This is a genomic window from Kitasatospora sp. NBC_00315 (assembly GCF_041435095.1).
GTDB lineage: Bacteria > Actinomycetota > Actinomycetes > Streptomycetales > Streptomycetaceae > Kitasatospora.
In genome coordinates this window covers 4,936,168-4,956,478 of record NZ_CP108025.1, presented here as the reverse complement: position 1 = coordinate 4,956,478, position 20,311 = coordinate 4,936,168, and the positions used below count along the sequence as shown (strand labels likewise).

The window sequence follows — 20,311 nt, the reverse complement described above, 5'->3', positions numbered from 1 at the left end:
GGGTTAGAGCACCTCCGGCGCAAGCGAGATGATCTTCATGAACTTCTTGTCACGCAGCTCGCGGCCCACCGGGCCGAAGATGCGGGTTCCACGGGGGTCACCATCGGTGTTCTTCAGAACAACCGCGGCGTTCTCGTCGAACCGGATGTACGAACCGTCGGGGCGACGGCGCGACTTCACGGTGCGGACGATGACGCACTTGACGACATCACCCTTCTTCACCGAGCCACCGGGGATCGCGTCCTTGACGGTCGCGACAATGACGTCCCCGATACCGGCGTAGCGACGACCGGAGCCACCGAGAACGCGGATGCAAAGGATTTCCTTCGCGCCCGTGTTGTCGGCGACACGCAGTCGCGACTCCTGCTGGATCACAGCTTTCTCCTGATCGTCAACGAGAGCTGACGGGCCGGCCGCTGCTCACACCGGCGCCCGCGAGGGGCCCGGTGCACATACGGCCGTACCGCATCAACTTCGTTACTTGGCCTTCTCGAGGATCTCGACGACGCGCCAGCGCTTCGTCGCGGACAGCGGGCGGGTCTCCGCGAGGAGGACCCGGTCGCCGATGCCGCAGGCGTTTGCCTCGTCGTGCGCCTTCAGCTTGTTCGTACGGCGGATGACCTTGCCGTACAGAGCGTGCTTGACGCGGTCCTCGACGGCGACGACGACGGTCTTGTCCATCTTGTCGCTGACGACGAGACCCTCACGGGTCTTGCGGAAACCGCGCGTCTCTTCGTTGGTGGTGTTCTCAGTCATCAGGCGTTCTCCACCGTCTCGATGCCCAGCTCGCGCTCGCGCATCAGGGTGTAGATCCGCGCGATGTCCTTACGGACGAGCTTGAGCCGTCCGTGGTTGTCGAGCTGCCCGGTCGCCGCCTGGAAGCGGAGGTTGAACAGCTCCTCCTTGGCCTCACGGAGCTTGGCAACGAGACCCTCGTTGTCCAGCTCGCGGAGGTCAGCAGCCTTGGTGCCGGCCGACATCAGCTCTCACCTGCCTCGCGCCGGATGATCCGGCACTTCATCGGGAGCTTGTGAGCTGCGCGGGTCAGCGCCTCACGAGCCACCTTCTCGTTGGGGTACGACAGCTCGAACATGACCCGACCCGGGTGCACGTTCGCGATCCACCACTCGGGCGAACCCTTACCGGAACCCATGCGGGTCTCGGCCGGCTTCTTGGTGAGCGGGCGGTCCGGGTAGATGTTGATCCAGACCTTGCCGCCACGCTTGATGTGACGGGTGACGGCGATACGAGCGGACTCGATCTGCCGGTTCGTCACGTAGGCCGGGGTGACGGCCTGGATGCCGTACTCGCCGAAGGCGAGCTCGGTGCCACCCTTGGCAGCGCCACGGCGCTTGGGGTGGTGCTGCTTGCGGTGCTTGACCCGACGGGGGATCAGCATGTCGGTCAGGCCTCCGTTCCGGTGCTCTCGGCAGCCGGCGTCTCCGTCACAGCCGCGGCCGAAGCCTCGGTGTTCTGGGGACGACGGGCGCCACCACGTGCGCCACCGCGCTCGCCGCCACGGCCACCGCGCTCGCCGCCACGCGCGGGGCGGGCGTCGTTGCGGGCCGGACGGTTGCCCGAGCGGGCAGCAGCGTTCTCAGCGCGGACCTCGGCGATGTTCTTGACGTCGCCCTTGTAGATCCAGACCTTCACGCCGATACGGCCGAAGGTCGTCTTGGCCTCGAAGAAGCCGTAGTCGACGTTCGCACGAAGGGTGTGCAGCGGCACACGACCCTCGCGGTAGAACTCCGAACGGCTCATCTCGGCGCCGCCGAGACGACCGGAGCACTGGACCTTGATGCCCTTGGCGCCCGACTTCATGGTGCCCTGCATGCTCTTGCGCATGGCACGACGGAAGGAGACGCGCGAGGACAGCTGCTCCGCGACGCCCTGAGCCACGAGCTGGGCGTCCAGCTCGGGGTTCTTGACCTCGAGGATGTTCAGCTGGACCTGCTTGCCGGTCAGCTTCTCGAGGTCGCCGCGGATGCGGTCGGCCTCGGTGCCACGGCGACCGATGACGATGCCGGGGCGAGCGGTGTGGATGTCGACCCGGACGCGGTCGCGGGTGCGCTCGATCTCAACCTTCGAGATGCCGGCGCGCTCCATGCCCTTCGTCATCATGCGACGAATGGCAACGTCTTCCTTGACGTAGTCCGAGTACAGCTTGTCGGCGTACCAGCGGGACTTGAAGTCCGTGCTGATGCCGAGGCGGAACCCGTGCGGGTTAACCTTCTGGCCCATTACCGGGTCCCTTCCTTGCTGCTGACGACCACGGTGATGTGGCTGGTCCGCTTGCGGATCCGGTAGGCACGGCCCTGGGCGCGCGGCCGGAACCGCTTCAGGGTCGGGCCCTCGTCAACGTACGCCTCGCTGATGACGAGGTCGTCCACGTTGTTGTGGTTGTAGTTGTGCACGGCGTTGGCAATGGCGCTGTCGAGCACCTTGCCGACCGGCACGGTAGCGGCCTGCGGAGCGAAACGCAGGACCGCCTGGGCCTCCGTGGCGTTCAGGCCACGGATGAGGTCCACCACGCGGCGGGCCTTCATGGGCGTGACGCGGATGTACCGCGCCTGGGCCCTGGCTTCCATGGTTGTCCCCTTGCTGGTGTAAGTCATTGAGTCGGTAATCTCGCTGGCGACTAGCGACGCTTCGACTTGCGGTCGTCCTTGACGTGACCGCGGAAGGTACGCGTCGGCGCGAACTCGCCGAGCTTGTGGCCGACCATCGACTCGGTGACGAACACCGGGACGTGCTTACGGCCATCGTGAACCGCGATCGTGTGGCCGAGCATGGCCGGGAAGATCACGGAGCGACGGGACCAGGTCTTGATGACGTTCTGGGTACCCGCCTCGTTCTGCGCGTCCACCTTCTTGAGAAGGTGGCCGTCGATGAAGGGGCCCTTCTTGAGACTGCGCGGCATCTGACCTGCTCCTAGCGCTTCTTGTTGGTCTTGCGGCGGCGCACGATGAGAGCGTTCGAAGCCTTCTTCGGGCTACGAGTGCGACCCTCCTTCTGGCCCCACGGCGAGACCGGGTGGCGACCACCGGAGGTCTTACCCTCACCACCACCGTGCGGGTGGTCGATCGGGTTCATGGCCACACCACGCACGGTCGGGCGAACGCCCTTCCAGCGCATACGGCCGGCCTTGCCCCAGTTGATGTTCGACTGCTCGGCGTTGCCGACCTCGCCGACGGTCGCGCGGCAGCGCGCGTCCACCAGGCGGATCTCACCGGAGGGCATGCGCAGGTGCGCCATCTTGCCCTCACGCGCCAGCAGCTGGATGCCGGCACCGGCGGAGCGGGCCATCTTGGCACCGCCGCCGGGACGCAGCTCCACCGCGTGGATGGTGGTACCGACCGGGATGTTGCGCAGCGGCAGGTTGTTGCCGGGCTTGATGTCGGCCGCGGGGCCGTTCTCAATCCGGTCGCCCTGGCCGACACCGCGCGGGGCGATGATGTAGCGCTTCTCGCCGTCCGCGTAGTGCAGGAGCGCGATGCGCGCAGTGCGGTTGGGGTCGTACTCGATGTGAGCGACCTTGGCCGGCACGCCGTCCTTGTCGTGACGACGGAAGTCGATCACGCGGTAGGCGCGCTTGTGTCCGCCACCCTGGTGGCGAGCGGTGATACGACCGGCGTTGTTACGGCCGCCCTTGCTGTGCAGGGGGCGAACCAGCGACTTCTCCGGCGTGGACCGCGTGATCTCTACGAAGTCGGCCACGCTGGAGCCACGACGGCCCGGCGTAGTCGGCTTGTACTTGCGGATGCCCATTTGGCTCTCTCGTCCTCGTCCTTATCGAGATTCCGAGTCTCCGTTAGGAGACCGGACCCCCGAAGATGTCGATGCGGTTGCCCTCGGCCAGCGTCACGATGGCGCGCTTGGTGTCCTTGCGCTTGCCAAAGCCCGTCTTGGAGCGCTTGCGCTTGCCCTGACGGTTGAGCGTGTTGACCGACTCGACCTTGACCGAGAAGACCGCCTCGACGGCCTGCTTGATCTGGGTCTTGTTGGCGCCCGGCGACACGACGAACGTGTACTTGTTCTCGTCGAGGAGCGCGTAGCTCTTCTCGGAGATGACCGGCTTCACCAGAACGTCACGGGGGTCCGTGAACGTCTTGCTCGTGATCTCTGCAGCCATCAGGCGGCGCTCCCTTCGAGCTCGCCCTCAGCAGCCACAGCCTTGGCGGACGCGGCGGGACCCGCCACGAAACGCTCGAAGGCGGCCTGGGTGAAGACCACGTCGTCGGAGACGAGCACGTCGTAGGTGTTCAGCTGACCGGCGTCCAGGATGTGGACGTTCGGCAGGTTGCGGGCGCTCTTGAGACCCAGCTCGTCGGCACGCTCGACGACGAGGAGGATGTTCTTGCGCTCGGTGATCTTGCCGAACAGACCCTTGGCGGCCTTGGTCGACGGCGCCTCAACAGCGACCACGTCGGTGATGACGTGGATGCGGCTGTGACGGGCCCGGTCGGTGAGCGCGCCACGCAGAGCGGCGGCGATCATCTTCTTCGGGGTCCGCTGCGAGTAGTCACGCGGCTTCGGGCCGTGGACGACACCACCGCCGACGAACTGCGGCGCGCGGGTCGAGCCCTGGCGGGCGCGGCCGGTGCCCTTCTGGCGGTACGGCTTGCGGCCGCCGCCTCGGACCTCGCCACGACGCTTGGTCGAGTGGGTGCCCTGGCGGGCGCCGGCGAGCTGAGCGACGACGACCTGGTGCATCAGCGGGATGCTGACCTTGGCGTCGAAGATCTCAGCGGGCAGCTCCAGGCTGCCGGCCTTGTCACCCGAGGGCGACAGGATGTCAATGGTGCTCATATCCTCACAGCCCCTTCGCCGCGGTGCGGACGAGGACGAGGCCGCCGTTCGGACCCGGGATTGCGCCCTTGATCAGGAGCAGCCCCTTCTCCGCGTCAACGGCGTGGACGGTCAGGTTCTGGGTGGTCACGCGCTCGTGGCCCATCCGGCCGGCCATCTTCATGCCCTTGAACACGCGACCCGGGGTGGCGCAGCCACCGATCGAGCCGGGCGAACGGTGCTTGCGCTGCACGCCGTGACCGGCGCCGAGGCCCTTGAAGTTGTGACGCTTCATGACACCGGCGAAGCCCTTGCCCTTGGAGGTGCCGGTCACGTCGACCTTGACACCCGCCTCGAACAGCTCAGCGGTGATCTCCTGGCCGAGGGTGTACTCGGACGCATCCGAGGTACGGAGCTCGACCAGGTGGCGGCGCGGGGTGACACCGGCCTTGGCGAAGTGACCCGCGAGGGGCTTGTTCACCTTGCGGGGGTCGATCTCGCCGAAACCGATCTGCACGGCGTCGTAGCCGGTGCCATCAGCGGTGTGGACCTGGGTCACGACATTGGGCCCGGCCTTGACGACGGTCACCGGAACGATCCGGTTGTTCTCGTCCCAGACCTGGGTCATGCCGAGCTTCTCGCCCAGGATGCCCTTAATCTGCTTTGCCATCTTCGTCGCGCCTCTCAGAGCTTGATCTCGATGTCGACGCCGGCCGGAAGGTCGAGGCGCATCAGCGAGTCAACGGTCTTCGGGGTCGGGTCGAGGATGTCGATCAGACGCTTGTGGGTGCGCATCTCGAAGTGCTCGCGCGAGTCCTTGTACTTGTGCGGCGAGCGGATGACGCAGTAGACGTTCTTCTCAGTGGGCAGCGGCACCGGGCCCGCGACCTGCGCACCAGTGCGAATGACGGTCTCGACGATCTTCTTCGCCGAGGAGTCAATCACCTCGTGGTCGTAGGCCTTGAGCCGGATGCGGATCTTCTGTCCCGCCATGGCTACTCAGTAGTCCTTTGTGTCGACTGATGCTTCTACGGCCGGATTCATCCGGGTGGATTGGTCCGGTGGCGCCCCTGGGTGGTTGCCTTCCGACCCACGCGGTCGGGCGTGTCGCCCTCGCGCTTGCAAAAAATCCAACAGGAATCACTTCCTGCGGACTTCTCCACGGTCGGTAGGTCTTGCACCCACCAGGCGCCGGGTCGAGACCCTGCTCACGCTTCCCGGAAGATTCCCGTACGTCCGCCCCGCAGCTGCCGCGGTGTCGCTTACACACCACTGCATTCACAAAAAGCACGTGAACACATGAACGGCCATCACGGGAACGACGAGTACATGGGACTCGCTTCCGGTCCTCCCGGCGGGAGGCGCGCAGCATCGGCACTCAACCGAGCAACTTGGACATACTGCCACAGCTCGCGGTCGATACGCCAATCGGGGCCGACGGGATCTCCCCCGTCGGCCCCGATTCAAACCTCCGCCCCGCGGGCGGCGCTACTTCTTGGCGTCGTCCAGCCAGGGCGCCGTGCGGCCGCAGACCGCCTTCCACTCCTCCGGCTGGATGCCCGCGCACCAGAGCTGCCCGGTGTCCGGCTTGGGCGCCCAGTCCTTGGTGATGATGTCGGCGCACTTGGCGACCGGCGAGAACTTCGGGCAACTGCCGTCCGGCTTCTTGATGGTGTGCGCCCGCCAGGCGTCCAGACCCATCGTGTCCGTCGACTGGTCCGCGGGCATGTAGCGGTTGACCGACCAGGAGGCGCCCATGGTGGCGAAGAGCGCGAGCGCGCAGACCATGCCCGCCGCCAGCTGGCGCATCGCGCGCCTCGGCACCAGCCGGGTCGCGCCGCCCGTCGCCGGGAGCGAGGCCAGGGTGCGGTCACCGAAGCGGGTGGTGCGGTGGACGAGCGACATCAGCCCGAGGACCGCGAGGATCATCAGTGAGTACATGATGATCCAGGTCGTCCGCGGGTAGAGCTGGATGGCCTGGTCGTGCGCCATGTGCGAGGCGAACCAGAACCGCAGCAGCCACGCGCTGACCAGGGCCGCCGCCGCCGTGCGGACCGCGATGTGCTTCAGACCCAGACCGATGCCGAGGCCGACACCGGCCAGCAGCAGCAGCGCGAACCCGGTCTGGCCGGCCAGCTCGCCGGAGACCGGCCAGGTCTGGAAGGTGAGGCTGCCGTCACGGTCGGACATCCAGCCGAGCACGTAGGTCGGATCGACGTAGGTGGTGATGTAGGCGTACCGGTCGGGGCTGTCCGCGCCCAGCTCGACCAGCTGGTACAGCAGCGGAGCCCCCACCAGGCCGGCGCTCAGCAGCGTCACCCCGACGAAGACGGCCGCCTGCCGGACCGCGCGGCGCCCGCGCCGCCACGGGAACACGAACAGGGCCAGCACACCGATCCCCGGGGCCGACCAGAGGTACCAGCCGGAGTACCAGAGGAAGAGCAGGCCGAAGGTGACGCCGAAGGCCAGGCCGCGCAGCGCGGCGGACCGCAGCGGAAGGTCACCGGCCCGGCGGAGCTCCCGCAGGCAGGCCGCCAGCAGCGGGACCAGCATGATCATCACGACGTGGCTGTACGGCCGGATCGGGTCGAGGAACACGACGGCCGCCGGCACCGCGATCAGCGCCGCCCAGAACGGCCGCAGCACCAGGCGCCAGGCGAGGTAGCTCATCGGGCCGACCAGCGCGCTGAACACGATCTGCAGGTCGTGCAGGGCGTAGCCCGCCCCGCCGACCCCGCCGTAGCGGATCTCCGACCAGGCGGCCATCACGGCCGGGAACCCGGGCGGGTAGACGCCGGGCAGGCCCTTGCCGTGCATCATGTACGTCGCCATGTCGACCAGCACGCTGGGGTCGCCCTCCTGGCCGCCGAGCGGCCAGGGCGTCCCGCGCAGCGCGACGACCACACCGCCGGCCACCACGCCGGTCGACAGGCCGGCGACGGCCGCGCAGGCCAGCCGCTGGACCACCTGGTGGCGGGCGAGCCGACCGCGGTAGGCGGTGTACACCAGCACCGCGAGCACCGGCAGGCCGAGGATCGCCGCGTACTGCTGGATCTTGGCGAGCCCGCTCACCTGGCCGATCCGGTTCAGCGGGTTGACGCTGATGTGCCGGCACAGGTAGGCGAAGCCGAGTGCCGCCGCCACGCTGACGACGGCCTCGGCGCCGGCGAGCACCCACCGTCGGGAGTACCACGGCCGGCTCCGCGGGCCGGTGGCGGCAGTCGGGCCGGCAGCCGCCACGGCGCCGGCGTCACCGACCACGTCAGAGGCCAGATCCGTCATGTCAGTCCACTTCTGTCGCGCGGCGTCACCGCGATTTGTGAGCCGGGCGCTCCGCGTCGGCCCGTGTCACGCGAGGAGCAGGGGCCATCCGGGCGCGGGGAGCGCGGACCCGCCGTCGTGGGCCGTACGGTCGTCACCATGGTCCGGTCGCCACGGTAGCAAGCGGGGTGCCGGGCCGGTCTCCCCCGAGGAACCCGCCGGGCCGCCGCGCCGATCGGGTACGGCTCCCGGTCAGGCGATGGTATCGGGCGGGCGTTCGATCCCGGCCGTCCGCCCCGCCGGGCGCCCGGGCGCCGGCCCGCCCGGCAGGGGCGGACCGGCGCGCCGGATCGGGCCGGGCGGCCCGGCGTGCGCTCAGACCGTGCTGCGCTGCCCCGGGGTGAGGGCGTGCCGGGCCAGCGTCCGTACGCCCTCGCGGTGCCCGCGGCGAAGGGCGCCCGGGAGCATGGTGAGGGCGTGCAGGCGGGAGGCGCTGTGGAAACGCGCCGCCCGGGCGGCCTTCGGCCAGCCGCGCGCGTCCATCCGCTCGGCCACCGCGGCGAAGTAGCGCTCGGCCTCGGCGAAGCGGGTCCCCGAGAACGCCTGGACGGAGGACTCGCTGACCGCGTGGCGGCGGTACTGGAAGACGGTGGTGGTGTTGTCCACCACCATCTGCTCGCCGAGCTCCAGCAGGTCCACCACCAGGGCGAGGTCCTGGATCACCGAGTAGTCGTCGCGGAAGTTGACCGCGCGCAGGGCCTCCCCGCGCCAGCAGATCGACGGGAAGTACAGCCAGTTCCCGCGCAGCACGCTGGCGGCCAGCTCCTCCCCGCCCATCAGCCGGCGGCCGGGGACGTTCGGCGCGTAGATCCGCCGCTTGGTGTTGTCCGCGAGCCCCGCGGTGACCACGCCCGCGCCGTCGATCACCTCGACGCCGGGCTGGACCATGCCGACGCCGGGGTGGGCCTCGACCAGCGCCCGGACGGTCTCCAGGTAGTGCGGGTGCAACAGGTCGTCGCAGCCCATGATGACCACCTGGTCGGCCTCGGACAGCTCGACGCACTTCTGGAAGTTCTTGGTGATGCCGAGGTTCCGCTCGTTGCGCAGGTAGCGGACCCGGTGGTCACCCAGGCTCTCGAACCAGCCGGGGACCTCGGGCTCCTTGCCGTCGTCCACCACCACGAGGCGCAAGTCGGGGTCGGTCTGCGCCAGGACGCTGCGGACCGCGTCCTGCATGAGCCCCACGTCGCCGTAGTACGGCAGCATGAACTCGAACGTGGTCACCGGGTCACACCTTCGCGTCGGCCGGCGCGGGAGCGGTGGCGTCCACGTCGAAGCGCTCGTCGTTCAGCCGGGCGCCCTCGTTGATCGCGACGGTCCGGGCCAGGTCGGTGAGCTTCTTCTCCAGCGAGCGGAAGCGCAGGAAGGTGTTGAGCGTCAGGAAGCCCATCGCCAGGACCATCACGTACAGCACCAGGTCGGTGCCGCGGCCGACGCCGAGCTTGTGGGCGACCCACGTCACGTCGGTCGGGCGCAGCACCGCGTAGATGTTCACGACCACGAACACCGAGAAGGCGATGCGCTTCCAGGCACGGGTGTTGGCGGCGTCCCAGCGGCGGATGAAGATGAAGGCCAGGGTCACCGCACCCGCGATGAGGAGCAGCTGGATCCAGAGGTAGTTCATCGGCGGCCACGCTCCCGCAACGAGATGTCGAAGATGATGTTGACGCCGTTGATCAGGGACTGACCCTTGGCGCGCGAGTAGTCGGTGTACAGGATGTCGACCGGGATCTCGGCGACCCGGAGGTCGGCGCCGGCCAGGAAGCCGACGATCTCCGAGGCGTGCGCCATACCGTTCATGGTGATCCGCAGCCGGGACGCGGCCTCGCGGTTGAGCACCCGCAGACCGTTGTGCGAGTCGGTGAGCTTGAGCTTGCGCGCGGTGGGGCTGACGGCCGCGGCGGTGCGCAGCACGACCCGCTTGATCCACGGCACCTGGCCGTTCTGCTCGATGAAGCGGGAGCCGAGGACCACGTCGGCCTCGTCCGCCCGGAGCAGGGCGACCATCTTCTCGACGTCGACGGTCTGGTGCTGCCCGTCCGCGTCGAAGGTGGCGAAGTACTGGGCGCCCGGCTGGGCCAGCGCGTACGCCAGACCGGTCTGCAGCGCCGCGCCCTGGCCCAGGTTGACCGGATGCCGCACCAGGTGGGCACCGGTGGTCATGATGTGCTTCGCGGAGTCGTCCGCGCTGCCGTCGTCGACCACGACGATGTTCGGGAACGTCTTGCGGGCTCCCTCAACAACGTCGGCGATCACCTGGCCTTCGTTGTAGGCCGGGATCACCAGCCAGACATCGTCGTACTGGGACACGGGGACTCCATGATCGGGGTACGGCCCGCGCGCAGGTGCGGCAGGCTCTATGTCAGGGGCGGGGGCGCTCACGTGCCGGCCCCGCCGACACCCAGCGGGCTCGGGGCGGGCGCCTGCGCGCTCTGCGCGGAGGAACCGGCGGTCGCACCGGGAAAGCTGCGCTTGAGGGCTGCCAGCATACCGACCACGGTGGCGACCGACCCGAGCGCGTAAGCGAGAGTCACACGGGTGGCAACCTCGCCGGGGGCGAAGGTGACGCCGATCAGGACCAGCGTGCCGACCGCCCAGCAGAGCAGCTGGAGGTTGTGTCGCTTCAGTACCATCAGCGCCTGGCCGAGGACCATCGCGAACATGTACGCCACGGTGCCGGCCGACATCCAGAAGAAGTCGAGGCAGCCGAGCACCGGCTGGGCGCCGAAGAGCACCTGGATCAGCCACGGGCCCAGCACCACCGCGGGGACGCCGCCGAGCACGCCGAGCAGGCCCACGACGGCGGCGATCCGGCGCAGCATGCCCGAGAAGGCCGCCTTGTCGCCGACCGCGACGGCCGCCGAGAGGCCGTTCAGCAGTGAGGCCTGCAGCGACCCGAAGACGAACAGCGGGACCCTCGCCAGCACCAGGGCGTTGAGCAGTGCGGCGATCAGCGCCGAGTCGGACGGCGCGAGCAGCTTGGTGCTGAGCACCGCGGCGTTGACCACCACCTGGGACAGCAGAGTGGAGCAGATCAGCAGGCCGAGGCCGCCGCAGAGCTCCCGCCAGGGGATGACCGGTCCCGGCTTCACCGCCCGCAGCAGGGTGGGCAGGGTGGCCAGGACGGCGACCAGCGGCGCGACGGAGAGGATCAGGCTGAAGGCCAGCGCCGAGTGCACGCCCAGGAGCGCGCAGGCCGCGGCCAGCGCGATCCGCAGGCCGCCGTCGATCCCGAGCTGGGTGCCGTAGGCGACGAACCGGCCGAGGCCGGCCAGCACGCCCCGGGTGAGGTAGCAGGCGGCCATGCCCGCGAAGGCGCCGCCGAGGGCGGCGACCAGGGAGCGGTCGCCGTGGAAGAGCCCGTCGGCGATCGGGCCGGCCGCGGCGAACAGCGCCAGCAGGGTCACGCCGAGGATCGCCCCGGTGAGCAGGGCGGCACGGCGCAGCACGGGGCCGGCGCCGTGACCGAGCGCCGCGCGGGCCGCGACGATCCGGGTGAGCTCCTGCTCGATGGGGAAGAAGACGCCGATGCCGATGGACATCACGATCGTCCACAGCAGTGAGACGTTGGCCATGTCGTCGACCGACAGGCTGTGGCCGGCGACGCCGAGGTGGATGTACGACGCGGCGCCGAGCACCACGGTGCCGCCGGCCACCGCCAGGGTTCCCGGCGGTAGCGCGGCGGCCACCTTGGTCAGCGGATTCTTCACTGAGGTCTGCCGCTCTCGGTGGTCCGGGCCGCTTCGGCCAGTTCGGTGAACACGGGGGTGGCCAGCGCCTCGGCGAGCTGCTCGTGCCAGTCGGCCAGGGGCTCCAGACCGGCCTGCGCCCAGCGGTCGTGCGCGAGCACGCTGAAGGACGGGCGCACGGCGGGCCGCACGAACGCCTCGGAGGTGGTCGGACGGATCCGCTCCGGGTCGAGGCCGCTCAGCCGGTAGGTCTCGCGGGCCAGCCCGAGCCAGGTGGTCCGGCCGCTCGCGGTGCCGTGGTAGACCCCGGCGGGAGCCTGCCCGGCCAGGGCGGCGCGGCCGAGCGCGGCCAGCTGCCGGGCCAGCGCGTACGACCAGGTCGGCTGTCCGTGCTGGTCGTCGACCACGTCCAGGCTCGGCCGCTGGGCGGCGAGCCGGAGCATGGTGGCGACGAAGTTCGGCCCGTGCTGGCCGTACAGCCAGGCCGTCCGGACGGTGAAGCCGCTCTGCGGCAGCAGCTCCGCGACGGCCTGCTCGCCGGCCAGCTTGCTGCGGCCGTAGGCGTTGACCGGCGCGGTCGGGGTGTCCTCCGAGTACGGCACGGCGGCGTCGCCGGCCAGCACGTAGTCGGTGGAGACGTGCAGCAGACGGGCGCCGGTCTTCGCGCAGGCCGCCGCGAGGTGGCGCACGCCGGTGCCGTTGACGGCGGTGGCGGCCTCCTCGGCGCTCTCCGCACCGTCGACGTCCGTCCAGGCGGCGCAGTTCACGACCACGTCGTGGCCCTCGACGGCGGCCAGTACGGCCGCTGCGTCGGTGATGTCGAGGTCGGCCCGCCGCAGGGCGGTCACCTCGGCCGAGTCGTCTGCGCCGAGCAGCGACAGCAGGTCCTGGCCGAGCATGCCGGCCGCGCCGGTGACGAGCCAGCGGACCGTGCCGGACGGGTTCGCGGTCACTTGGCCAGGGCCGCCTTCGTCTTCAGCGGCTCCCACCAGGCGCGGTTCTCGCGGTACCAGGCGATGGTCGCGGCGAGGCCGTCCTCGAAGCGGACCTGCGGCTCGTAGCCGAGCTCCTCGCGGATCTTGCTGATGTCGATCGAGTAGCGCAGGTCGTGGCCCTTGCGGTCCTCGACGTGCTCGACCATGTCCCAGCCGGCCCCGGCGGCCTCCAGCAGCAGGCCGGTGAGCTCCTTGTTGGTCGCCTCGGTGCCGCCGCCGATGTTGTAGACGTGCCCGGCGCGGCCGCCGCGCATCACCAGCTCGATGGCCCGGCAGTGGTCCGAGACGTGCAGCCAGTCCCGGACGTTGCCGCCGTCCCCGTACAGCGGCACCTTCTTGCCGTCGATCAGGTTGGTGGTGAAGAGCGGGATGACCTTCTCCGGGAACTGGTAGTGCCCGTAGTTGTTGGAGCAGCGGGTGACCACCACGTCCATGCCGTGGGTGCGGTGGTAGGCCAGCGCCAGCAGGTCGGAGGCGGCCTTGGAGGCCGAGTACGGGGAGTTCGGCACCAGCGGCCACTCCTCCGTCCAGGAGCCCTCGCTGATCGAGCCGTACACCTCGTCGGTGGAGACGTGCACGAAACGGCCGACGGCGTGCTTGCGCGCCGCGTCCAGCAGGACCTGGGTGCCGACCACGTTGGTCAGCACGAACGGGCCCGCGCCCGCGATCGACCGGTCGACGTGCGACTCGGCGGCGAAGTGGACGACCACGTCGTGGCCGGGCATGACCTGGTCGACGGCCTCGGCGTCGCAGATGTCGCCCTTGACGAAGGAGTAGCCGCTGTGGCCGGCGACGGACTCCAGGTTTGCCTCGACACCCGAGTAGGTGAGCTTGTCGAAGACCGTGATCTGGGCCGCGGCGTCCGCTCCCAGCAGCTGACGGACGAATTCTGAACCGATGAAGCCGGCACCGCCGGTCACGAGGATGCGCATAGTGGTGCGCAGTCTACCTTCGGCCGTCCGGGGCCACCGACCCGGGCCTCGGGGCACCCCCGCTCTCACATAGGGTGCTCGCATGCGTGGAATTCTCTTGGCGGGCGGCACCGGATCGCGTCTGTGGCCACTGACCCGAGCAGTCTCGAAGCAGCTGCTCCCCGTCTTCGACAAGCCGATGATCTACTACCCCCTCTCGACGCTCGTGATGGCGGGGATCAGCGAGATCCTCATCATCACGACCCCCGCCGACCGGGAGCAGTTCGAGCGTCTGCTCGGTGACGGCTCGCAGCTCGGCCTGCGCCTGGAGTACGCCGTCCAGGAGCGGCCGGAGGGCATCGCCCAGGCCTTCGTGCTCGGCGCCGACTTCATCGGCGACGAGTCCGTGGCCCTGATCCTGGGCGACAACATCTTCCACGGCAGCGGCCTCGGCACCCGCCTGGCCGAGCACACCGACTCCACCGGCGGCCGGGTCTTCGCCTACCCGGTGGCCGACCCGACCGCCTACGGCGTGGTGGAGTTCGACGAGAACGGCCAGGCGATCTCCATCGAGGAGAAGCCCGAGCGGCCCAAGTCGCGCTACGCCGTTCCCGGGCTGTACTTCTACGACAACCAGGTGGTCGAGATCGCCCGCGGCCTCGAACCGAGCGCGCGCGGCGAGCTGGAGATCACGGCGGTGAACGACGCCTACCTCCAGAAGGGTGAGCTGAACGTCACCATCCTGGACCGCGGCACCGCCTGGCTGGACACCGGCACCTTCGTCTCGATGGTGCAGGCCTCGGAGTTCGTCCGGGTCATCGAGGAGCGTCAGGGCTTCAAGATCGGATGCATCGAGGAGGCCGCCTGGCGGGCCGGCCTGATCGACGCCGCGCAGCTGCGCGAGCTCGCCGAGCCGCTGCTGAAGAGCGGCTACGGCCAGTACCTGGTGGCACTGCTGGACGAGGAGAACGCGCTGTGAAGTTCCGCGAACTGGGCATCGAGGGCCTCATCGAGGTCACCCCGCAGCTGCACGGCGACCCGCGCGGCATGTTCACCGAGTGGTACCGCTTCGACCGGCTGGCCGAGGTCGTCGGCCACCCGCTGCGCCTCGCGCAGGCGAACCTCTCGGTCTCCTCGCGCGGTGTGGTGCGAGGCATCCACTTCGCCGACGTGCCGCGCGGCCAGGCCAAGTACGTGACCTGCGTGCGCGGCGCCGTGCTCGACGTCATCGTGGACCTGCGGGTGGGCTCCCCCACCTTCGGCCGCTGGGAGGGCGTCCGGCTGGACGACACCGACCGCCGCGCCGTCTACATCCCCGAGGGCCTCGGTCACGGCTTCTGCGCGCTCTCCGACGACGCGACGCTCTCCTACCTCTGCTCGGAGACGTACAACCCGACCGGAGAGCACTCCGTCCACCCGCTCGACCCGGACCTCGGCATCGAGTGGCCGGCCGACACGCCCCTGCTCTCGGCCCGCGACGAGGCCGCGCCCTCGCTCGCCGACGCGATCGCCACCGGCCTGCTGCCGGAGTACGACGCGTGCCGGGAGTTCACCCGCTCGCTGAACACCGAGCAGGGCTGACCCGCACCGCAGGCTTCCAGGAGGACGGCGCCCCGCCGGGGCGCCGTCCTCCTGCGCGTGGGCGGGTCAGCCGAGCGGGGCGTCGAGGACCGTGGCGACGCTGCCCCCGTCCGCGAGGTCGTGCCTCAGCCTCGCCGCCACCGCCGGGTCGCCGACCAGGACGGTGGGCGCGGTCGAGCAGCTCGCGACGGCGCTGCGCAGGTGCGCCAGCGCCTCCTGGTAGTCGGTCTCCGCCTGCGCGGGGCCGCCGATCTTGACGTAGTAGGTCTCGTAGAGCCCCACCATGGCACCGGCCTGACGGGTCAGCAGTTGGGCCATGAAGGTGCTGTTCAGGTTCTGGTACCCGTCGTTGCCGTAGAGCGTGATGACCGGGTGGCCGCTCGGCACCCGCGCGAGGTCCCTGGTGGCGAACGTCCTGGTCGCGGCGGCCGTGTTGCTGACGGTCCCGCCCTTGCCCCACTTGACCGTGGCGCTGTTGAAGTACGCGGAGGGCTCCGCCTTCGACAGGGGACCCTGCGGCGAGGGGACGCCCCACTGGACGTAGCCGAACAGGCTCAGTGCGGCGGCGGTCGCCAGACCGGAGAGGAGAGCCCGGTCGAGTCGCCGGCGGATGCGTGGGCCACGTGTCCGCTCGGCCGGGTCGAGCAGCAGCCCGACCGTACCGAGACCGATCATGGCGATCACCATCCCGGCCATCGCGAGCTTCTCGAAGTAGTACGAGTAGTAGCCGATGGTGCGCATCTGCCACCAGCCGAAGACCGCGAGCGTCGCGGCCACGCCGAGCAGGGTGAGCAGAACGGCCTGCCCGCTGCCGGTCCTGCGGTTCTTCGGCAGCGCGGCGGCCAGTAGCGCGGCCAGCGCACAGCCGATCAGCACCACCCGGTCGGCGGCGGCCATCGGGCCCGCCAGGTTGGAGGTCTTGGCGACGTCCAACTTGGACAGCACCGACAGCACGCTCGGCAGCGCCGCGACCGCCAGCGCCGCGACCTGCCCGGCGTACAGCCGCCACCGCCACCGGGCGAACCGCCGACGGTGCACCACGCTGGTGGCGAGCAGGGCGACCCCGACCAGGACGCCGTAGAGGTTGTAGACGTAGCTGACCGTGATCAGGGCGGCCGCCGACACCAGGGCGAACTCGGCCGTCCGCATCGCCGGCCGCACCAGCAGGGCGACGGCGACGGCGAGGAAGAGCAGCCCGACGATCTCGGAGTCGAAGCCGCGCTGGACCAGCTGCAGCATCAGGCCCGGAAGCAACAGGCCCGCGACGGTGGCGCAGACGGCGGCCGAGCGCCAGCCCCGTAGACGGGGCCCGCCGATCCAGCGGGCCGCCCAGACCATGGCCGCGCAGAGCAGGGCGTTGGCGGCCAGGACGTACAGGAAGTACCGGTTCACCGCACCGAGCCCGGGCCCGGCGTCGGTCGAGGAGCGGACAAGTACGTCGATCCAGGCCAGCAGGAAGTGCGAACCCTGCGGGTAGACCGCCTCGGCCGGGGTCATCATGAAGCTCCGCGCGGCCTCCTGGTGCAGGAACGCGTAGCCGCCGACCTGGTGGATGCCGTCGAAGTAGGAGAAGTGCCCCATCCGGTCCTCGGAGGACAGGAAGTACCCCAGCCGCTCGGCCGCGGACTTCCCGATCAGCGGATGGTGCAGGTAGTGCCACATCACCGCGCCGGTGCCCACCACCAGCAGATCGGACCCGCGAAAGCGCCGGGGCAGGCTCGGCCGTCGGCGGGCCAGCCAGCCGGTGAACGAGAGGATCGTCAGCATCAGGCCGACCCCGGGCACCGGGGCGAGGCCCCACGGCCACACGGAGAACAGCAGGCCGAGGCCCATCACCGCGCCGCAGACGACGAACGCCGCCACCACCACGCGGTCCAGCAGGCCGCCGCCCACCCGGAGCAGGCTGCCGACGCCCAGGACCAGGACCGGGAGCAGCACCACGTCCAGGTGCACCAGGTCGAGCCCGAGCGGCACCAGCCAGGAGAACGCCAGCGCCATGGCGAGCACCGGCAGCCGCCGGGGCCCCGCGTCGTCACCCCGGACGGGCTCGCGGCCCGCACCGGATTCCCCGCCACGGGCCGGGAGCCCACCCGGCCCCGCCCCCGTGTCCTTGCTCAAAACCGCAGAGCCGGTCGTCACCTGGACGACGCCCCTTTCCTTCCGACGGACAGTCCGGACCCGGGCGCCGACCGTCAGCCGAGTATGCGCGGACCGGTCGTGCGACACCCCCCACGGCCCCGCTGGGACGATCGGCCGGGCCATCCTCCGACGGATCATAACCAGATCCGTGGAACGAGTCGGGTACGGACCACGGATCGGGCGCAAAGACCGGGCGGCCGCAGGATGTCCTGCGGCCGCCCGGGCCGTGCGTGGAAGACCTGTTCCGGCCCTACGGCGCGGGCCGGGCCGCGCCGACCAGATCACCGTCCTGCTGAGACGTCACCGCCGCCGGCGCCTGCACCCCGACCCGGGGGGCCCCGGTGGCCGGCTCGGCCGCCCGGAGCTGCTCGAAGGCCCCCCGCAGGCCGCGCTTGAGCAGCGGTGCCAGCGGCCGCTCGATCAGCCGGTGCACCAGCCACGCCGCCAGGAGCATGCCCAGGGTCACCACCCCGACGACCACCCACGGCTGGGCGTGGTTGCGCAACAGCCGGATCGCCGTCCAGCCGATGTACTCGTGCAGCAGGTAGAGCGGGTAGGTGAGCGCGCCTGCGACGGTCAGCCAGCGCCACTGGATCCGGGCGGTGAAGCCGAGCGCCACCGCCGCCACCACCAGGTAGGACAGGGTCACCAGCAACAGGGCCGGCCAGCTGGGCAGTGCCCGGCCGAGATAGCCCGTCAGGTCCCCCTGGTGGTCGCCCGCGTAGCGCAGCGAGAGGATCCAGCTGAGCACCACGATCCCCCACAGCAGCAGGTTCGGCCCGAACCGGTGCATCAGGTAGAACGCCAGCCCGGCCACGAAGAACGAGGAGACCTCGGACATCGCGAACAGCTCCAGGCCGGGGATCTTGACGCTGCCCGACACCAGGCCGCCGACCGTCCACAGCACGCAGAAGGCCACCACCCGCCGGTAGGTGACACCCCTCCAGACGACCAGCGCGAACAGCAGGTAGAAGCGCAGCTCGATCCAGAGCGTCCAGTAGACCGAATCCACGACCTTGTAGCCGAGCGGCTCCGCCAGCATGGTCATGTTGGCGAGCACCGAGTAGGCGTCGAGCGGCTTGCGGACCACGGGCCAGAGTGTGAGCACGGCGGTGGTGGCGAGCACCGAGACCCAGAAGGCAGGGTAGAGCCGCATCACCCGGGAGGTGAAGAAGTCACCCAGTCCCCGCCCCCAGCTGCTCATGCAGATGACGAAGCCGCTGATGATGAAGAAGAGGCAGAACCCCGTCCAGAGGTAGCCGCCGAAGGCCGACGCGTGGTGGAAGACCTGCGACACCGGCCGTCCCCAGGCGTTCTCCGAGGCGGTCGGACCGCCGCCGAAGCCCACGTAGTGGTGGAAGACCACCATCAGCGCGGCGATCAGGCGAAGGCCGTCCAGCGCCACCAGTCGCCCGCGCCGGGCCGGGGCAGCCGTACTGTTCTCACCACGAAGGGTAGTTCTGCTCACTCCGGGACAATAGCGTGCCGGCAGGCCGGAAACGGCCGCCGGGGTCCGCCGCAGGCGCTCCCGGGCGGCGCGGTCCGCGCGGCGCGCCCGGCCGGTCCGATCCGCCCGGTCCTCCGCCGATGACGGACGGGGCGCGACCGGCCGGCGCTCGGACCGGCCGCCGGTCCGTGCCCGGAACGGCGTTAGCGGACGTACTCCGAGGGCGCGCCGGCCCGGGCCGGCGCCCATTCGTCCGCGGAGTCGTAGCCGACGAAGTAGGAGGGGCGGGCCTGGACGGCGGAGTAGATCCGGCCGACGTACTCGCCGAGCAGCCCGACGCAGATCAGCTGGACGCTGCCGATGAACAGCATGCCGATGAACAACGAGGACCAGCCCGGCACGGTGGAGCCGACGACGAACTCCACGGTCGTGTAGACCGCCAGGACGACGCAGACCACGAAGCTCAGCAGGCCGAGCCAGGTGGCCAGCCGCAGCGGGGTGGCGGAGAAGTTGGTGATGCTGTCGATGGCCAGCCGCAGCATCTTGGACAGCGGGTAGTGGGTGCTGCCGGCGACCCGCTCCTCGCGCACGTAGACGATCTCGCCGCTGGCGAAGCCGAGCCACGGGACCAGCAGGCGGTAGACCGGCTGGTGCTCCGGCAGCGCCTTGAGGGCATCGACGGCGGCCCGGCTGAGCAGCCGGAAGTCACCGGCCTGGTTGGGCATGTTCTTGCCGACGAGCCTGCGCATCAGCCAGTAGTAGGCGCCGGCCGTCCCCCGCTTGAAGAAGGTGTCGCTGCCGCGGTCCCCGCGCACGCCGTAGACGATGTCCAGGCTCTGTTCGCGGGCGAGCGCGAGCATCTCGGTGATCTTCTCCGGAGGGTCCTGGAGGTCCGCGTCGATGCTGACCACGTATGCCCCGAAGGCCCGGTGGATGCCCGCGGTGAGCGCCGCCTGGTGCCCGGAGTTGCGGGCGAAGCGGACGCTGCGGAACTCCGGCCAGTCCTGCTGGAGCTTGGCCATGATCACGGCGGTGGCATCGGTGCTGCCGTCGTCGACGCCCACGACCTCGTACGTGACGCCGAGCGCGTCGAGGACGGGCCGCAGGCGCGCGACGGTGAGCGGCAGCGCCTCCTGCTCGTTGTAGATCGGTATGACGACCGACAGCAGGGGCACCGGCCGGGCGGCCGCCTCGCCCGTCCGAAGTGCGGGGGTGGACATCACTGATCTCCCTGTCCCGAGATTGCTTGCGCGTACGTGGAAGATGCACGTCGGGCGCCGGGAGACCGCCCACGACTCCGGCCCCGTTCCCCCCGGATCCGCACGGTCGCGGGGAGCACTCCGGACAGGCCGGAATTGGCCGTCATCCTAACAGGGCGCCACCGGCCGCCCTCCACCCAAGACACGCGGCACCGGGGCCCTTCGCGCACGGACATGCCGA

The 20,311-nt window shown here is 70.1% G+C and carries 24 protein-coding genes; 2 read left to right on the top strand and 22 right to left on the bottom strand.

What is annotated here, in order from left to right:
- Positions 1-3: 3 nt before the first annotated feature.
- From rplN to rfbB, 19 genes are all read right to left on the bottom strand, one after another.
- On the bottom strand, positions 4-375 hold the full coding sequence (gene rplN, locus OG823_RS20520) for a 50S ribosomal protein L14 (protein WP_035800854.1): 372 nt from the start codon (positions 373-375) through the stop codon (positions 4-6).
- A gap of 102 nt (positions 376-477) precedes the next feature.
- Positions 478-756, bottom strand: coding sequence for a 30S ribosomal protein S17 (gene rpsQ, locus OG823_RS20515; protein WP_073924302.1), 279 nt, complete (start codon positions 754-756; stop codon positions 478-480).
- On the bottom strand, positions 756-980 hold the full coding sequence (rpmC, locus tag OG823_RS20510) for a 50S ribosomal protein L29 (protein ID WP_063348970.1): 225 nt from the start codon (positions 978-980) through the stop codon (positions 756-758). Before rpmC ends, rpsQ begins: the two co-directional genes overlap by 1 nt.
- Positions 980-1,399, bottom strand: a complete 420-nt coding sequence (rplP, locus tag OG823_RS20505; protein ID WP_030055824.1) for a 50S ribosomal protein L16 — start codon at positions 1,397-1,399, stop codon at positions 980-982. Before rplP ends, rpmC begins: the two co-directional genes overlap by 1 nt.
- 5 nt (positions 1,400-1,404) lie before the next feature.
- A complete protein-coding gene (gene rpsC / locus OG823_RS20500; protein ID WP_371481042.1) occupies positions 1,405-2,241 on the bottom strand; it encodes a 30S ribosomal protein S3 in 837 nt (278 codons plus the stop codon).
- On the bottom strand, positions 2,241-2,588 hold the full coding sequence (gene rplV, locus OG823_RS20495) for a 50S ribosomal protein L22 (RefSeq protein WP_033824229.1): 348 nt from the start codon (positions 2,586-2,588) through the stop codon (positions 2,241-2,243). Before rplV ends, rpsC begins: the two co-directional genes overlap by 1 nt.
- A gap of 50 nt (positions 2,589-2,638) precedes the next feature.
- A complete protein-coding gene (rpsS, locus tag OG823_RS20490) occupies positions 2,639-2,920 on the bottom strand; it encodes a 30S ribosomal protein S19 (protein ID WP_030055821.1) in 282 nt (93 codons plus the stop codon).
- An 11-nt stretch (positions 2,921-2,931) separates the two neighbouring features.
- Positions 2,932-3,768: a 50S ribosomal protein L2 gene (gene rplB / locus OG823_RS20485; protein ID WP_073924304.1), complete on the bottom strand. Its 837-nt coding sequence runs from the start codon at positions 3,766-3,768 to the stop codon at positions 2,932-2,934.
- 43 nt (positions 3,769-3,811) lie between these two features.
- The gene (gene rplW / locus OG823_RS20480; protein ID WP_073924305.1) at positions 3,812-4,132 is read right to left on the bottom strand and encodes a 50S ribosomal protein L23; all 321 of its coding nucleotides are present in this window, start codon (positions 4,130-4,132) and stop codon (positions 3,812-3,814) included.
- Complete coding sequence (gene rplD / locus OG823_RS20475) at positions 4,132-4,809, bottom strand: 50S ribosomal protein L4 (protein WP_371481041.1); 678 nt, start codon at positions 4,807-4,809, stop codon at positions 4,132-4,134. The genes rplW and rplD overlap by 1 nt, the downstream gene beginning before the upstream one ends.
- 4 nt (positions 4,810-4,813) lie before the next feature.
- On the bottom strand, positions 4,814-5,458 hold the full coding sequence (gene rplC / locus OG823_RS20470; RefSeq protein ID WP_266323027.1) for a 50S ribosomal protein L3: 645 nt from the start codon (positions 5,456-5,458) through the stop codon (positions 4,814-4,816).
- A gap of 14 nt (positions 5,459-5,472) precedes the next feature.
- The gene (gene rpsJ / locus OG823_RS20465; protein ID WP_012785157.1) at positions 5,473-5,781 is read right to left on the bottom strand and encodes a 30S ribosomal protein S10; all 309 of its coding nucleotides are present in this window, start codon (positions 5,779-5,781) and stop codon (positions 5,473-5,475) included.
- A 495-nt stretch (positions 5,782-6,276) separates the two neighbouring features.
- Positions 6,277-8,070, bottom strand: a complete 1,794-nt coding sequence (locus tag OG823_RS20460; protein WP_371481040.1) for a hypothetical protein — start codon at positions 8,068-8,070, stop codon at positions 6,277-6,279.
- Positions 8,071-8,424: 354 nt separating this feature from the next.
- A complete protein-coding gene (locus OG823_RS20455; protein WP_371481039.1) occupies positions 8,425-9,333 on the bottom strand; it encodes a glycosyltransferase family 2 protein in 909 nt (302 codons plus the stop codon).
- A gap of 4 nt (positions 9,334-9,337) precedes the next feature.
- Positions 9,338-9,733, bottom strand: a complete 396-nt coding sequence (locus OG823_RS20450) for a DUF2304 domain-containing protein (RefSeq protein WP_371481038.1) — start codon at positions 9,731-9,733, stop codon at positions 9,338-9,340.
- On the bottom strand, positions 9,730-10,419 hold the full coding sequence (locus OG823_RS20445) for a glycosyltransferase family 2 protein (protein ID WP_371481037.1): 690 nt from the start codon (positions 10,417-10,419) through the stop codon (positions 9,730-9,732). The genes OG823_RS20450 and OG823_RS20445 overlap by 4 nt, the downstream gene beginning before the upstream one ends.
- Positions 10,420-10,487: 68 nt before the next feature.
- Complete coding sequence (locus tag OG823_RS20440; protein ID WP_371481036.1) at positions 10,488-11,819, bottom strand: lipopolysaccharide biosynthesis protein; 1,332 nt, start codon at positions 11,817-11,819, stop codon at positions 10,488-10,490.
- Positions 11,816-12,751, bottom strand: coding sequence for a dTDP-4-dehydrorhamnose reductase (gene rfbD, locus OG823_RS20435; RefSeq protein ID WP_371481035.1), 936 nt, complete (start codon positions 12,749-12,751; stop codon positions 11,816-11,818). Before rfbD ends, OG823_RS20440 begins: the two co-directional genes overlap by 4 nt.
- On the bottom strand, positions 12,748-13,725 hold the full coding sequence (gene rfbB / locus OG823_RS20430; protein WP_371481034.1) for a dTDP-glucose 4,6-dehydratase: 978 nt from the start codon (positions 13,723-13,725) through the stop codon (positions 12,748-12,750). The genes rfbD and rfbB overlap by 4 nt, the downstream gene beginning before the upstream one ends.
- Before the next feature lie 82 nt (positions 13,726-13,807).
- Here rfbB and rfbA point away from each other — a divergent pair, with 82 nt between their 5' ends.
- Together rfbA and rfbC are read left to right on the top strand one after the other, a co-directional pair.
- Positions 13,808-14,683, top strand: a complete 876-nt coding sequence (gene rfbA / locus OG823_RS20425; protein WP_371481033.1) for a glucose-1-phosphate thymidylyltransferase RfbA — start codon at positions 13,808-13,810, stop codon at positions 14,681-14,683.
- On the top strand, positions 14,680-15,285 hold the full coding sequence (gene rfbC / locus OG823_RS20420) for a dTDP-4-dehydrorhamnose 3,5-epimerase (RefSeq protein WP_371481032.1): 606 nt from the start codon (positions 14,680-14,682) through the stop codon (positions 15,283-15,285). The genes rfbA and rfbC overlap by 4 nt, the downstream gene beginning before the upstream one ends.
- A gap of 66 nt (positions 15,286-15,351) precedes the next feature.
- Here rfbC and OG823_RS20415 read toward each other — a convergent pair whose 3' ends face one another.
- The 3 genes from OG823_RS20415 to OG823_RS20405 all read right to left on the bottom strand — a co-directional run bounded on the left by OG823_RS20415 (position 15,352) and on the right by OG823_RS20405 (position 20,091).
- Positions 15,352-17,283, bottom strand: a complete 1,932-nt coding sequence (locus tag OG823_RS20415) for a hypothetical protein (protein WP_371481031.1) — start codon at positions 17,281-17,283, stop codon at positions 15,352-15,354.
- Positions 17,284-17,674: 391 nt separating this feature from the next.
- On the bottom strand, positions 17,675-18,892 hold the full coding sequence (locus OG823_RS20410; protein WP_371481030.1) for an acyltransferase family protein: 1,218 nt from the start codon (positions 18,890-18,892) through the stop codon (positions 17,675-17,677).
- Positions 18,893-19,074: 182 nt separating this feature from the next.
- Positions 19,075-20,091: a glycosyltransferase family 2 protein gene (locus tag OG823_RS20405; protein ID WP_371481029.1), complete on the bottom strand. Its 1,017-nt coding sequence runs from the start codon at positions 20,089-20,091 to the stop codon at positions 19,075-19,077.
- Between the last annotated feature and the right edge of the window lie 220 nt (positions 20,092-20,311).

Coding starts and splice junctions, on each gene's coding strand:
- OG823_RS20415 (WP_371481031.1), bottom strand. CDS start 17,283: ATGGCGCTGGCGTTCTCCTGGCTGGTGCCGCTCGGGCTCGACCTGGTG.
- rpsQ (WP_073924302.1), bottom strand. CDS start 756: ATGACTGAGAACACCACCAACGAAGAGACGCGCGGTTTCCGCAAGACC.
- rfbB (WP_371481034.1), bottom strand. CDS start 13,725: ATGCGCATCCTCGTGACCGGCGGTGCCGGCTTCATCGGTTCAGAATTC.
- rfbA (WP_371481033.1), top strand. CDS start 13,808: ATGCGTGGAATTCTCTTGGCGGGCGGCACCGGATCGCGTCTGTGGCCA.
- OG823_RS20460 (WP_371481040.1), bottom strand. CDS start 8,070: ATGACGGATCTGGCCTCTGACGTGGTCGGTGACGCCGGCGCCGTGGCG.
- rplP (WP_030055824.1), bottom strand. CDS start 1,399: ATGCTGATCCCCCGTCGGGTCAAGCACCGCAAGCAGCACCACCCCAAG.
- rpsJ (WP_012785157.1), bottom strand. CDS start 5,781: ATGGCGGGACAGAAGATCCGCATCCGGCTCAAGGCCTACGACCACGAG.
- rplC (WP_266323027.1), bottom strand. CDS start 5,458: ATGGCAAAGCAGATTAAGGGCATCCTGGGCGAGAAGCTCGGCATGACC.
- OG823_RS20450 (WP_371481038.1), bottom strand. CDS start 9,733: ATGAACTACCTCTGGATCCAGCTGCTCCTCATCGCGGGTGCGGTGACC.
- rplW (WP_073924305.1), bottom strand. CDS start 4,132: ATGGCTGCAGAGATCACGAGCAAGACGTTCACGGACCCCCGTGACGTT.
- rpsC (WP_371481042.1), bottom strand. CDS start 2,241: ATGGGCCAGAAGGTTAACCCGCACGGGTTCCGCCTCGGCATCAGCACG.
- rplB (WP_073924304.1), bottom strand. CDS start 3,768: ATGGGCATCCGCAAGTACAAGCCGACTACGCCGGGCCGTCGTGGCTCC.
- rpsS (WP_030055821.1), bottom strand. CDS start 2,920: ATGCCGCGCAGTCTCAAGAAGGGCCCCTTCATCGACGGCCACCTTCTC.
- rplV (WP_033824229.1), bottom strand. CDS start 2,588: ATGGAAGCCAGGGCCCAGGCGCGGTACATCCGCGTCACGCCCATGAAG.
- rplD (WP_371481041.1), bottom strand. CDS start 4,809: ATGAGCACCATTGACATCCTGTCGCCCTCGGGTGACAAGGCCGGCAGC.
- rpmC (WP_063348970.1), bottom strand. CDS start 980: ATGTCGGCCGGCACCAAGGCTGCTGACCTCCGCGAGCTGGACAACGAG.
- OG823_RS20405 (WP_371481029.1), bottom strand. CDS start 20,091: ATGTCCACCCCCGCACTTCGGACGGGCGAGGCGGCCGCCCGGCCGGTG.